Genomic DNA, 13,561 nt, shown 5'->3' on the forward strand with positions numbered 1-13,561 from the left:
TTCCTCCGCTTTTCCACCTGATCGAGCAACAAGGACGCACCGATGACTACTGCTGTGGATGCCGCTGATTCTTCCCGCCACGAAGACGTGGAACGTACCGAGATCCTGATCATCGGCGCCGGCCCGGCTGGCTCGGTGGCCGCGGCGATGCTGCGCCAGCAGGGCCGCAGGGTGCTGATGCTGGAGCGCCAGCAGTTCCCGCGCTTCTCCATCGGCGAGAGCCTGCTGCCGCAGAGCATGGAATACATCGAAGCGGCGGGCCTGCTGCAGGACGTGGTCGAGGCAGGCTTCCAGTACAAGAACGGCGCGGCCTTCGTGCACGGAAAAGCGCGCACCGCGTTCGACTTCAGGAAGAAGTTCTCCCCGGGCTGGGGCACCACCTACCAGGTGCAGCGCGCCGACTTCGACAACGTGCTGGCGCGTGGCGCCGAGCGCATGGGCGCGACCCTGCGCTTCGGTGACGAAGTGCTGTCCGTCGAGCCGGGCGAGCAGCCGCTGGTGAGCGTGCGCCGCCCCGATGGCAGCGAGTACCGCATCGAAGCCGATTTCATCCTCGACGCCTCTGGCTTCGCGCGCCTGCTGCCACGCCTGCTGGACCTGGAATCACCGTCCAACTTCCCGGTGCGCGGCGCGATCTTCTGCCACGTACGCGACAACATCCCGGCCGAAGCGGAATTCGACCGCAACAAGATCCTGATCACCACCCATCCCGAGCACATCGACGTCTGGTACTGGACGATTCCGTTCTCCAACGGCTGCTGCTCGCTGGGCGTGGTCGCCGAGCCATCGTTCTTCGAGCGCTACGAAGGCGACGACCTGCAGAAGCTGCAGGCCATCGTCGGCGAGGATCCGAACCTGACCTCGCTGCTGGCCAATGCCGAATGGGCGGTGCTGCCGGTGCGCCGCATCACCGGCTATTCGGCCAATGTCAGCTCGCTGTGGGGCCCGGGTTATGCGCTGCTGGGCAACGCCGGTGAGTTCCTCGACCCGGTGTTCTCCTCCGGCGTCACCATCGCGTTCAAGTCGGCGCAGCTGGCCAGCGAATGCCTGAAGCGCCGTTACGCGGGCGAGACCGTGGACTGGGAAAGCGAATTCTCGATTCCGCTGCGCGCCGGTGTGAAAACCTTCCGCCGCTTCGTCGAAAGCTGGTACCAGGGCGGCTTCCAGAAGATCATCTACCACCCCGACCAGCAGCCGCAGGTACGCGACATGATCAGCTCCATCCTGGCCGGCTACGCCTGGGACACCAACAATCCGTATGTGGCCGACGACAGTGGCCGTCGCATGCGCGTGCTGGAGGAACTGTGCAGCGCCTGATCGTCCGCCTCTCCGCGGTCCTGCTGTGCCTGCTGCTGGCCGCCTGTGCCAGCCGCATGCCGCGGCCGCTGGTCGACCTGCCGCCGCTGCGGCTGGCACCGTCCAGCCTGCCGGCGCCGTTGGCCCTGCAGCAGCAACTGCACTTCCGCTTCGGCAGCCACGAGCGTGATCTGGATGCGCTGCTGGAAGCCGACGCGCAGCAGGTGCGGCTGGCCGTGCAGGCGATGGGCCAGACCGGCGTGCGCCTGCAGTGGGACGGCCAGCAGCTGACCCAGCAGCGTGCACCGTGGCTGCCGCCACAGGTACGTGCCGAACGCGTACTGGATGACCTGCAGTTCGCGCTCTGGCCGACGGACGCCATTGCCGCCGCGCTGCCGGCCGGCTGGCAGGTGAGCGACGACGGCCGCCAGCGCAGCCTGTCCCGCGACGGCACCGTGTGGCTGCAGCTGCAGCGCCTGGGCGATGGCAGCGTGCAGCTGGACAACCGCGCCGAGGGCTACACCCTGCGCATCGAATCGATCGACATGGCCGGCCAGGAATGAAGAGCGCTCCCATTTTCCTGAACGACCTCGGCGTGGTCTGCGCGTTGGGCGAGGGCCGCGCCGCGGTGGCTGCTGCGCTGTTTGCCGATGCGCCCGGCGGCCTGAGCGACAACGCCAGCCTGCTGCCAGGTCGCACGCTCGCGCTGGGCGAAGTGCACAGCCCGCTGCCGACGCTGGAGGAACTGCCGGTGTCCCTGCGTGGCCGCAACAATGCTCTGCTGGACGTGGCACTGGCGCAGATCGCGCCGGCTGTTGCCGATGCCATCAACCGTTACGGTGCCGAGCGTGTGGCGGTGGTGCTGGGCACCAGCACCTCGGGCATCGGTGAATCCGAACAGGCGCTGCGTACCCGCGCCGAGCACGGCCATTGGCCCGAAGGCTTCGACTACGCACAGCAGGAAATGGGCACCGCCGCGCAGTTCGTGCGTGAGCGCAGCGGTGCGCTGGGCCCGGCCTGGACGCTGTCCACGGCCTGTTCGTCCAGCGCCAAGGCGTTGATGTCGGCCGCGCGCATGCTGCGCTCGGGCATCGTCGATGCGGTCATCGCTGGTGGTGCCGATTCCCTGTGCCGGTTCACCGTCGCCGGGTTCAGCGCGCTGGAATCGGTCTCCGCAGTGCGCTGCAATCCGTTCTCGCAGCATCGCTGCGGGATCAACATCGGCGAGGGCGCCGCGCTGTTCCTGCTGACCCGCGATGCAGGCCCGGTCAGCCTGGCGGGGTGGGGTGAGTCGGCCGACGCGCACCATATGTCGGCGCCGGACCCGCAGGGTCTGGGTGCCATCGATGCCCTGCAGCAGGCGTTGCAGCGTGCTGGCTGGGCACCTTCGGAAGTGGATTACGTGAACCTGCATGGCACCGCGACAGGCCACAACGACGCCATGGAAAGCCACGCCGTGGCGCAGGTGCTGGGCACCGCCGTGCCGGCCAGCTCGACCAAGCCACTGACCGGCCACACGCTGGGTGCGTCCGGTGCGATCGAAGCGGCGCTGTGCTGGATCCTGCTGGCCGAGAATCCGCAGCAGCAGCTGCCGCCGCACTGGTGGGACGGCGTGGCCGATCCGGCGCTGCCGGCGTTGCCGCTGGTAGCCCCGGCGACCTTCCTGCAGCAGCTGCCGCGGCGGGTGCTGAGCAATTCGTTCGCCTTCGGCGGCAGCAATGCCGTGCTGGCACTGGAGCGCCGATGAACATGCCGCTGTATGCCATCGAAGAGGTGGTGCCGCACCGCCAGGACATGTGCCTGCTGGACCGCATCCTGCGCTGGGACCAGGACGGCATCGAGGCGGAACTGGTGGTGCCCGAGGCCGGCCTGTTCATCGAAGACGGTGCGGTCCCGGCATGGGTCGGCATCGAATACATGGCCCAGGCCATCGCTGCCTGGGCCGGCTGCCGCGCACGCACGGCCGGCAACCCGCCGCAGCTGGGCTTCCTGCTTGGCAGCCGGCGCTATACCAGCACGCGCAGCAGTTTCCCCAGTGGCACCCGCCTGCAGGTACAGGCGCGTTGCGAGCTGTTGGGCGACAATGGATTAGGGATGTTCGCCTGCCGCATCCTGGCAGGCGAAGAAGAATGGGCGGTTGCCAACGTGTCGGTGTTCGAACCGGCCGACTCGATGGCCTATCTGGAGAGTGGACAGGCATGACAGGGAATCCAAGCGTGCTGGTGACCGGCGCGAGCCGGGGCATCGGCCGGGCCATTGCGCTGCGTATCGCGCGCGATGGCTTCGACGTGGTGGTGCATTGCCGCAGCCGTGTGGAAGAAGCACAGGCGGTGGCCGACGAGATCCAGGCGCTGGGCCGGCAGGCGCGCGTGCTGGCCTTCGACGTGGCCGACCGTGCTGCCGCGCGTGCTGCGCTGGAGGCTGACGTGGAGGCACATGGCGCCTATTACGGCGTGGTGTGCAATGCCGGCATCGCCCGTGACGGCGCGTTCCCGGCATTGTCCGAGGACGACTGGGACCAGGTGATCCACACCAACCTGGACGGTTTCTACAACGTGCTGCATCCGCTGATCATGCCGATGGTGCGGCGGCGCAAGCCGGGCCGCATCGTCACCCTGTCCTCGGTGTCCGGCGTGGCCGGCAACCGTGGCCAGGTCAATTACAGTGCGGCCAAGGCCGGCATCATCGGTGCCAGCAAGGCATTGGCGCTGGAACTGGCCAGCCGCCAGATCACCGTCAACTGCGTGGCCCCGGGCCTGATCGAGACCGACATGCTCAACGAAGAAGTGGTCGAACACGCATTGAAGCTGATCCCGGCCGGCCGCGTCGGCCGTCCCGAGGAAGTGGCGGCCACGGTCGCGTTCCTGCTGTCCGAGCCGGCCGGCTACATCACCCGCCAGGTGATCTCGGTCAACGGAGGGATGATCTGATGGCCGCCGATCGTCGCGTGGTGGTCACCGGTGCTGCCGCCATCAGTCCGCTCGGCCACGACTGGCCGACCATCCAGGCCCATCTGCGCAGCTGCCGCAATGCGGTGCGTTCGATGCCGGAATGGGATGTGTATGCGGGCCTGAACACCAAGCTTGCCGCGCCGGCGCAGGACTACGAGCTGCCGCCGAACTACAACCGCAAGACCACCCGCTCGATGGGCAAGGTGGCGATCATGTCGGTGCGCGCCACCGAGGTCGCCCTGCGTGAGGCGGGCCTGTTCGAGCACCCGGTGCTGCGCAGTGGCCGTACCGGCGTGGCCTATGGCTCGTCGTCGGGCAGCCACGAAGCCACCGGCGAATTCGGCCGCATGCTGCATGAGTTCACCACCGACGGCATCAGCGCCACCACCTACCTGAAGATGATGAGCCACACCGCGCCGGTCAACATCGGTGTGTTCTTCGGCTTGTCCGGGCGTGTCTACACCACTTCCAGCGCCTGTACGTCGGGCAGCCAGGGCGTGGGCGCCGGCTATGAAGCGATCCGCAGCGGCAAGCAGACGGTAATGGTGGCCGGTGGGGCCGAACAGCTCGACGCCACGGCTGCGGCGGTGTTCGACACCCTGTTTGCCACCAGCACGCGCAACGACGCACCGCACACCACCCCGCGTCCGTTCGATGCCGGCCGCGATGGCCTGGTGCTGGGCGAGGGCGCCTGCACGCTGATCCTGGAGGATCTGGAACACGCGCAGGCACGCGGCGCGACCATCCTCGCCGAGATCGTCGGTTACGGCACCAACAGCGACGGCCAGCACGTCACCCAGCCCAGCGCCGATACCATGGCCCAGGCCATGCGCCTGGCGCTGGAAGACGCCGGTCTGCAGCCGGTGCAGATCGACTACGTGAACGCCCATGGCACCGCCACCGACCACGGCGACATCGCCGAGACCCAGGCCACCGCCCAGGTGTTCGGCAGCCGCGTGCCGATCAGCTCGTTGAAGAGCTACGTCGGCCACATGCTGGGCGGTTGCGGCGCGTTCGAAGCCTGGATGAGCATCGAGATGATGCGCGCCGGCTGGTTCGCGCCCACCCTGAACCTGGTCGAGGTGGACCCGCGTTGCGGCCAGCTCGACTTCATCACCGGGCAAGGCCGCGAGCTGCAGGCCGAGTACGTGATGAGCAACAACTTCGCCTTCGGCGGCATCAACACCTCGCTGGTGTTCCGCCGCTGGAGCGCGTGACCCCGCCGTACCCGCACCCCAACAAGGAGACGTTCCGATGCGCCGCACCCTGCTGATCGCCACTGCCACCGCGCTGCTGGCCCTGACTTCCACCGCTTCGGCGCGCGATACCCGCGTCGAACAGTCCCTGCGCGAGCTGATCAGTTCGCAGGCCGCCAAAGATGCCGGCATCGACGGCAGCGTGCGCTTCTACCTGGCCGGCCAGCCGGTCAGCGTGCAGCAGCGCCTGGGCGAGGACGTGACCAACAAGAAGACCAACGCCGCCAACAAGAGCGACGTCGAGGCCTGCAACTGGGTCGCGCTGTCGGCACTGCTGGCCCTGCAGGACGGTGCCAAGTCGCGCGGCGCCAATGCCGTGGTCGACATCGTCAGCTACTACAAGAAGAACGAGTTCAAGAGCGCGACCAACTACGAGTGCTGGGCCGGCACCTTCGTCGCCGGCGTGGCCCTGAAGGGCACCTACGCCAAGGTCAAGTAAGCGCTGCCGACCGGTGGCGCAGCCTGAACGGCGCCGCCACATTGCTGAACCTCAACGGGGAAACGCCGTCGATCGCGCCGCCATCGTCGCGTGACGGCTTTCCCCGGTGTCGGCTTTCCGACACAATCACGGCTCTTCCCGGGTTATCGTCCCGTGGACATGCACGCCTACGTCTATAAAAGCCAACTCAAGCCGGACACCTACGTCTATCTCGCCCGACGCGATGACTTCAGCGCTTTGCCTGCGCCGCTGTCGGCGTCGTTGGGTTCGCTCGTCTTCGTGCTGGACGTGACCCTGGACGCGGAGCGCCGGCTGGCCCAGGCCGACCCGGCCAAGGTGCGCAGCGAACTGACCGAGCGCGGGTTCTACCTGCAGGTGCCGCCGTCGGTGAGCAGCATGATGCTGCGCCACTATGACTGAGCTTTCCCGATCCCGCGCCCTGTCGCTGGCCTTCACCCTGGGTGCCTTGCTGGCACTGGGTTCGGCGCTGGGCGGCCTGCCCGGTGCGGTGCTGGCCGCACTGGCACAACCGGCGTTCGCATTGGGAATCTCGTGGTGGCGGCGCAGCCGTGCGCTGCTGCCGCCGAAGGTGATCGTCCGCCAGGACCTGCCGGCGCTGCTGGCACTGTGGATCGCCGCGCCGTTGCTGCTGGCCCTGTTGCTGGCCTGGCCGCTGGCCGCGCTGCGCGACAGCGGCAGCCTGGCTGCGGTGCTGGGCCTGAGCGTGCTGGTCAGCGCTGGCCTGCTGGCGGCTTGGCGCACCTGGCCGCTGTGGAATGATGTCGAGCGCCTCGACGGTGGCCTGGCCCAGCATTGGCAGGCGCTGGCCGGCCGCGACCTCAGCGCCTGGCGTGGCCTTGGCGTGGCCGCACTGGTGATGGCCCTGGCCGCACTGGTGGTACTGCCGACCTGGCCGGGCCTGCTGCCGGAAAGCGCGCGTTGGCCGTCGGCACTGGCGGTGCTGCTGCTGTCGCCGCTGCTCCACCTGCTGCTGCAGCGCATCGCACCGGCGCCGCTGGTCTCGCTGCGCGGCCCGGTTGGCGCTGAACTGCCGGTCGATCGCGAAACGCTGTTCAGCACTGCGGTGGACACCACACCGCTGGAAGCATTGGCGCCGCAGGAGCTGACCCCGGCCCTGTACGAAGCCGCACGCCACGGCCGCATCGACCGCGCGCTGCAGTTGCTGCAGGCCGGCGCCGATCCGCACTCATTGCCTGACCCCAACTGGCGCGACCAGCGCAGCCTGGCTGTACTGGCCGCGGTATTGCCGGACCTGCGCCTGCTGCGCGAGCTGATCGGCCGCGGCGTCGATGTGAACGCGCCGCACCGTGGCATGACCCCGCTGCTGGCCGCGACCCGCGACAGCTGGCATGGGCGTCCGGAAGCGGTGATGACCCTGCTGGCCAACGGTGCCGATTCGCGCGCCACCGACAGCGAGGGCAACACGCCCCTGCACCACGCCGCGCGCAGTTCCGACCCGGGCGTGGCCGCGCTGCTGCGCGATGCGGCGGCTGAAGTGGACGCACTGAACCGTGATGGCTGGTCACCGCTGGCGGTGGCCTGCCAGGTCGGCAACTGGCGCCTGGCGCGCTTCCTGCTGGAGCGCGGCGCGCGCAGCGAACCGGCTGACGGCACCCCGGTGCTGCTGGCCGCGGCCGCCACCGAGGACGACGATCCGGCCGGCGTGCAGCTGCTGCTCAAGCACAAGGCACGTGCCGACGCGCGCGACCGCCAGCGCCGCAGCGCGCTGCATGAAGCCGCACTGGCCGGCCACGTGGACATCATCGGCGTGCTGCTGGCCGCCGGTGCCAACCTGGAAGCGCGCGATGCGCTGGGCCGCACCCCGTGGCTGGAAGCCGCACGCGCCGGCCGCGCTGCCGTGGTCGAGCACCTGCTGCCGCACAAACCAGACTTGGTTGCGGTCGACACCGATGGCCGCAACGCGGTGCTGCTGGCCACGATGGCCGAGGACGTTTCGCCGTTGTTGATCAAGCGCCTGCTGGAACTGGGGATCGCCGCCGACGGCAGCGATCCGGCCGGCCGGCGCGCGGTGGACTATGCCGCCGAAGCCGGTCGCTGGGCGATCGTGGCCCTGCTGGACCCGTCCTACCCGCTGCCCGCCGCGGTCAGCGATGGCCTGGCCGAGCGCGGTGAGACGGCCAGCGCCAGCGGCCTGTTGCCCGACCGCCCGCCGTTGACCCTGCTGCGCGAGGCGCTGGGGTTCGGCAATACCGATGGCATGGCCGCACTGGCCAGGCTGTGCCAGCCCGAAGAACTGGGTGGCCTGCTGCTCGATCCGGAGCTGGCGCTGGAGCCGCGTGCGGTCGACTGGCTGCTCGCCCATGGTGCCGATCCGTACGTGCGCGACGCCTGCGCAGATACGCCGATGTTCGCGCTGCTTTCGCGTGGCATCGATGCCGTGCCAGCCCTGCAGGTGATGCTGCAGCACGGCCTGTCGCCGGCCGGGCGCGGTGGCCTGGCGCGTTTCCTGGCCGCCTGTGCGCAGCACGACCAGGCGGCGCGTGGCCTTGAGCAGCTGGCGCTGGAACTGCTGGAGCGGGGCGCCGATCCGTTTGCCGCCTCGCCAGCCGGTGATCCGCCGTTGTCGCTGGCGGTGCGCCTGGGCTGGCTGCGCCTGCAGCAGGCCCTGCTCACCACCGGCGTGGACCGCGAAGCACGCGACAGCCATGGCATGACCGCGCTGCATCTGGCCACCGCACTGGCCCGCGAAAGCGCCTTGAAGCTGTTGGTGCAGCACGGCGCCTCGCCGGAAGCGCGTGCTGCCGATGGGCAGACACCGCTGGGCGTGGCGTTGTCGATCGGTCGTCGTGATCTGGCTGATTGGCTGGACTGGCGCGTCTGGCCGCTGCCGCGCCGGACCCTGCGCGAAGGCGATCTGCCGGCCGCCGCGATGGCCGGTGATGTCGACGCCGTGCGTCGTTTGAATGATCTGGGCTTTGCCGTCGACGCCGTCGATGCGCAGGGCTGCACCGCACTGCTGCGTGCTGCCGGCGGTGGCCACCTGGCCGTGGTCGACCTGCTGCTGGCGCGCGGCGCTGATCCGCAGCATGCCGCTGCCAGTGGTGCCACGCCGTTGTCGGCGGCGGTCAGCATGCGCCAGGTCGAGATCGTCTCGGCCCTGCTCGACGCCGGTGCGCAGCTCGAACACCGCCTGCCGGGCGGGGTCACCGTGCTGATGCTGGCCTCGGCGCTGGGGCTGCCGGACATCGTGGCGCGCCTGCTCACCGCCGGTGCCGATGTGCACGCCGGCGATGCCCAGCAGCTGGCGCCGCTGCACTGCGCGGCACTGTATGGCTTCAGTGCGCGCGACCGTTCGCGCCTGCTGGCGCTGCTCGATACCCTGCTGCTGGCTGGTGCAGAGCCGGACCAGGCCGCCGCCGGTGCGGTCACGCCGTTGCTGCTGCTGCTGGGCGCGCGCGCCGAACCGGGCACTGCCTGCGACGAGCAGGTGGTGATGGCCGCCGTCGAGCGCCTGCTGGATGAAGACGTCAGCCTGGACGTGCGCGATCCGCGCGGCTTCGGCCCGCTGCACTTGGCCGCCCTGCACGGGTTGCCGCTGCTGGTGCAGCGCCTGCTGCGCGCCGGTGCCGACCCGGAAGCGCGTGATGGCTTGAACCGCAGCCCGCGCGAGATCGCGGTGATGCGCGGCTTCATCGACGTCGCCGCCGAGTTCGAGCCGCGCGTGCCGGGYGTMTCGTCGATGGCCAGGTTCCTGCGCGACAACGGCTGACCCCWRGGCGCGGTAGTGCCGGCCGCTGGCCGGCAGCTTCGCAATCCTGRCGAGGTKCATGAGGTTGCCGGCCAGCGGCCGGCACTACCCARCCCCGTCGRTCAGCGYTSCTTGTCGCCGYCGCTTTCCGCKTCCGAGCCGCGCGTGCCGGGCGTATCGTCGATGGCCAGGTTCCTGCGCGACAACGGCTGAAGGTCGCCTTCCATTGGGTGGGTGCCGACCGTTGGTTGGCACACCGGCCCGCGGTCAGCGCTCCTTGTCGCCGTCGCTTTCCGCGTCCGCTTCGAACAGGTGCATCAGGTCGTTGCGGGCATCGCGCGAGGTCTGGATCACGGCGGCCTCGTCGTCGTAGACCAGGTACTGGTCGCGCAGCAGCTTCTCGTCGTGTTCGCGGAACTGCTGCACATGGCGCTCGGCCACGTTCGGTGCCACGCCCAGCGCGGTCAGCACGCGCCCGCTCATTTCCAGGCTGGTACCGAACACTTCGCGGAACGGTTCGGCCGACATGTCCATCAACCGCCAGGCATGCTGGCGGTTGCGCGCACGCGCCAGCACCGTCGCATCCGGGTACAGGCGGCGCACCATGCGCACCGCACGCAGGTTGGTTTCCGGGTCGTCCACGGTGATCACGAACACGTCGATGTGCTCGCCACCGGCGGCGCGCAGCATCTCCGGCCGGGTCGGATCGCCGTAGTACAGCTGGTTGCCGAAGCGGCGCAGGTCGGCCACCGTGTCCGGGTTCGCCTCCAGTGCCACGAACGGCACCTTCTGCGCGGTGAGCAGGCGCGCGATCACCTGGCCGAAGCGGCCCATGCCGGCAATCAGCACCTTCGGGCGATTGTCCGGCGCCACCTTGTCGGCCTCCGCCGCCTGGCGGGGCGCGACCTTCTCCTCGCCGAGCAGGCGCATCAGGGCGATCATCAGCAACGGGGTGATCGCCATCGACAGGCCGACGATCGCCACCAGCCGGTCATGGTTGGCATTGCCCAGCAGATGCGCACGCTGGGCTTCGTTGAACACCACGAAGGCGAATTCGCCGCCCAGCCACAACACGCTGCCCAGCAGCAACGACTGCCGCGAGCTGAGTCTGGCGATGCGGCCGATGGCGTACAGCAGGCTGAACTTCACCACCAGCAGGATCGCCACGCCCGCAGCGATCATCCACGGTTCGGCGGCGATGCGGTCCAGGTCGATGCCCATGCCCACGGCAATGAAGAACAGGCCCAACAGCAGGCCCTTGAACGGCTCGATCTGCGATTCCAGCTCATGCCGGAATTCCGAATCGGACAGCAGCACGCCGGCCAGGAATGCCCCCAGGCTGGGGCTCAGGCCGGCTTCCTGCATGAACCAGGCGGTGCCCAGCACCACCAGCAGTGCGGTGGCGGTGAACACCTCCGGGCTGCGGGTGCGGGCGATGATGCCGAACACCCGGCGCAGCACCGGCCGCCCGCACAGGATCACCACCGCCAGCGCGCCCAGCGCGACGGCCGCATCTTCCCAGCGCAGCGTCTCGTTCTTGACCCCGCCCAGCAGCGGAATCGCGGCCAGCAGCGGAATGGCGATCAGGTCCTGGAACAGCAGGATGGCAAACCCCAGCCGGCCATGGTCGCTGTTGATCGCCTTGTGTTCGGACAGCAGCTGCAGGCCGACCGCAGTCGACGACAGCGCCAGCGCCACGCCCACTACCAGCGCGCTCTTCCACTGGAAGTGATCGAGCAGCAGCAGGCCGCCCAGCACCAGCCCGGACAGCGCCACTTGCGCGGCGCCCGCACCGAACACCGAGCGCCGCATCACCTTCAGCCGGGCCGGGGACAGCTCCAGCCCGATCACGAACAGCAGCATGACCACGCCGATCTCGGCCGCGCCGAGGATGCGGTCGGCGTCCTGCACGAAGCCCAGACCGTCCGGACCCAGCACCACGCCGGCCGCCAGGTAGCCCAGCACCGCGCCGAAGCCGAACTTCTTGAACACCGGCACCGCTATCACCGCGGCCAGCAGCAGCACCAGTGCCAGTTCCAGACCACCGCTATGCATGGGAATACCTGGTCATCGGGAGGCCGGCTGTGCGTCCGTTCGGCGGGGAGGGGAAGCGCGGCGGATGCCACCTGGGCATTATGCGCGCGCCGCTGTGTACGCACGAGAACGGCAGCGGGCCCATTGTCCGGTCAGCGTGGCGGGTTGACCTGCACCGACCGCAGGTCCAGACTGCCCGCCGCTGCCGGCGTGTCCGGCAGTACACCCCTCCGGAGTCCCCAACCCATGTCCAGCGACAGTAGAAGTCGACCTCGGTCGACGCCAGCGATGGCCACCGCCTGACACCGGGACGGTTTGCCTGCGTTGGCGTTGCGCGAGGTCGCACCCCATGAAGGCGAATCACCATGAACCAGAAGCAATTGCTGCGTCCGGTGGCCGATGCCGCAGCATTGTCGGCACCGCTGGCGAACTACAACACCGCCGACGCGGTGGAATTCCTCAACACGCTCGAACTGCAGCGCGCCGCCGAGACGCTGGCCGCGCTGTCGCTGCCGCGCGCAGTGAAGATGCTCGAGGCGCCGGAGCTGCACCGCAGTGGCGAACTGGTTGCCGCACTGCCGCCGGCACGCGCCGCCGCGCTGCTGGGGTTGATGGCCGACGACCGTGCCACCGATATCGTCCACGAGCTGGATGAAGAAGAACGCGCGCGGCTGATTCCGCTGCTGGGCAACGAAGCCCGGCAGACCATCCAGAAGCTGCTGAGCTACCCGCCGAACACCGCCGGTGCGCTGATGACCACCGAGTTCGTCGCCGTGCCCGCCACCTGGACCGTGGCCCAGACCCTGCAGCACATCCGCCAGGTCGAACGCACGCGCGAGACCGTGTATGCGATCTACGTACTCGACCCGGCCAACCAGCAGCTGCAGCAGGTGGTGACCATGCGCCGGCTGATCACCGGGCTGCCGGAGGAATCGATCCTGGATGTGGCCCAGGTCAATCCGCCGGTGATGGTGGATGCGCAGATGGACCAGGAAGACGTGGCGCGGCTGATCCGCCGCCACGATCTGCTGGCCATTCCGGTGGTGGACGCGCAGCAGCACATGCTCGGCATCGTCACCGTCGATGACATCCTCGATGCGCTGATCGAAGAGTCCACCGAAGACGCACACAAGTTCGGCGGCATGGAAGCGCTGGACAAGCCGTACATGCAGATCGGCTTCTTCGAGATGCTGCGCAAGCGCGCCGGCTGGCTGAGCGTGCTGTTCGTTGGCGAGATGTTGACCGCCAGCGCGATGCAGCACTACGAGGACGAACTGGCGCGCGCGGTGGTGCTGACCCTGTTCATTCCGTTGATCATGAGCTCGGGTGGCAACTCCGGTTCGCAGGCGACCTCGCTGCTGATCCGCAGCCTGGCGCTGCGCGAACTGCGCCTGCGCGACTGGTGGAAGGTGGCCTTGCGCGAAGTGCCCACCGGCATGGTGCTCGGCGCCATCCTCGGCTGCCTGGCCATCGTACGCATCGTGATCTGGCAGCTCGGTGGCTTCCATGACTACGGCGAACACTGGATCCTACTGGCGATCACCATCGGTGCCGCGCTGGTGGGCATCGTCACGTTCGGCTCGCTGTCCGGGTCGATGCTGCCCTTCATCCTCAAGCGGCTGGGCTTCGACCCGGCCAGTGCCTCGGCCCCATTCGTGGCCACCCTGGTGGATGTGACCGGCCTGGTCATCTACTTCAGCATCGCCGCGATGATCCTGCACGGGACGCTGCTGTAACGGCGGCGTCATCCACGCATGGCGTGGATCCACTGGTCCTGGCCTGCGTAGTAGATCCACGCCCTGCGTGGATGCGATGCCAGGTTCCTGCGCACGATCATGCCGCCGCAGCGCCGGTC

11 protein-coding genes are annotated in these 13,561 nt (G+C 68.8%); 10 read left to right on the forward strand and 1 reads right to left on the reverse strand.

Features of this window, described 5'->3' with window-relative positions:
* Positions 1 to 42: 42 nt before the first annotated feature.
* The 9 genes from AC1DCU_RS06005 (at position 43) to AC1DCU_RS06045 (ending at position 9,693) form a co-directional block, all read left to right on the forward strand.
* Positions 43 to 1,317: an NAD(P)/FAD-dependent oxidoreductase gene (locus AC1DCU_RS06005; protein ID WP_025877998.1), complete on the forward strand. Its 1,275-nt coding sequence runs from the start codon at positions 43 to 45 to the stop codon at positions 1,315 to 1,317.
* Positions 1,305 to 1,859, forward strand: coding sequence for a DUF3261 domain-containing protein (locus AC1DCU_RS06010; RefSeq protein ID WP_033832520.1), 555 nt, complete (start codon positions 1,305 to 1,307; stop codon positions 1,857 to 1,859). Before AC1DCU_RS06005 ends, AC1DCU_RS06010 begins: the two co-directional genes overlap by 13 nt.
* On the forward strand, positions 1,856 to 3,043 hold the full coding sequence (locus AC1DCU_RS06015) for a beta-ketoacyl-[acyl-carrier-protein] synthase family protein (RefSeq protein WP_032976811.1): 1,188 nt from the start codon (positions 1,856 to 1,858) through the stop codon (positions 3,041 to 3,043). The genes AC1DCU_RS06010 and AC1DCU_RS06015 overlap by 4 nt, the downstream gene beginning before the upstream one ends.
* Entirely contained in the window at positions 3,040 to 3,498 is a 459-nt protein-coding gene (locus tag AC1DCU_RS06020; RefSeq protein ID WP_025877993.1) for a hotdog family protein, read from the forward strand. Before AC1DCU_RS06015 ends, AC1DCU_RS06020 begins: the two co-directional genes overlap by 4 nt.
* Positions 3,495 to 4,226 (forward strand): 3-ketoacyl-ACP reductase FabG2, encoded by a 732-nt coding sequence (locus AC1DCU_RS06025; protein ID WP_025877991.1) that lies wholly within the window; start codon positions 3,495 to 3,497, stop codon positions 4,224 to 4,226. Before AC1DCU_RS06020 ends, AC1DCU_RS06025 begins: the two co-directional genes overlap by 4 nt.
* A complete protein-coding gene (locus AC1DCU_RS06030) occupies positions 4,226 to 5,464 on the forward strand; it encodes a beta-ketoacyl-ACP synthase (RefSeq protein WP_442251994.1) in 1,239 nt (412 codons plus the stop codon). The genes AC1DCU_RS06025 and AC1DCU_RS06030 overlap by 1 nt, the downstream gene beginning before the upstream one ends.
* Before the next feature lie 37 nt (positions 5,465 to 5,501).
* The gene (locus tag AC1DCU_RS06035; protein ID WP_025877987.1) at positions 5,502 to 5,942 is read left to right on the forward strand and encodes a hypothetical protein; all 441 of its coding nucleotides are present in this window, start codon (positions 5,502 to 5,504) and stop codon (positions 5,940 to 5,942) included.
* A 159-nt stretch (positions 5,943 to 6,101) separates the two neighbouring features.
* The gene (locus tag AC1DCU_RS06040; RefSeq protein WP_032976812.1) at positions 6,102 to 6,362 is read left to right on the forward strand and encodes a YcgL domain-containing protein; all 261 of its coding nucleotides are present in this window, start codon (positions 6,102 to 6,104) and stop codon (positions 6,360 to 6,362) included.
* Positions 6,355 to 9,693 (forward strand): ankyrin repeat domain-containing protein, encoded by a 3,339-nt coding sequence (locus AC1DCU_RS06045; protein WP_025877985.1) that lies wholly within the window; start codon positions 6,355 to 6,357, stop codon positions 9,691 to 9,693. The genes AC1DCU_RS06040 and AC1DCU_RS06045 overlap by 8 nt, the downstream gene beginning before the upstream one ends.
* A 246-nt stretch (positions 9,694 to 9,939) precedes the next feature.
* Here the strand turns inward: AC1DCU_RS06045 and AC1DCU_RS06050 are convergent, their stop codons facing one another.
* On the reverse strand, positions 9,940 to 11,727 hold the full coding sequence (locus tag AC1DCU_RS06050; RefSeq protein WP_032976814.1) for a monovalent cation:proton antiporter-2 (CPA2) family protein: 1,788 nt from the start codon (positions 11,725 to 11,727) through the stop codon (positions 9,940 to 9,942).
* A 344-nt stretch (positions 11,728 to 12,071) separates the two neighbouring features.
* On the opposite strand from AC1DCU_RS06050, the gene mgtE reads away from it, so the two are divergent.
* Complete coding sequence (mgtE, locus tag AC1DCU_RS06055) at positions 12,072 to 13,442, forward strand: magnesium transporter (protein ID WP_025877611.1); 1,371 nt, start codon at positions 12,072 to 12,074, stop codon at positions 13,440 to 13,442.
* Positions 13,443 to 13,561 lie beyond the last annotated feature (119 nt).

This window comes from Stenotrophomonas sp. 10L48, from assembly GCF_056395105.1.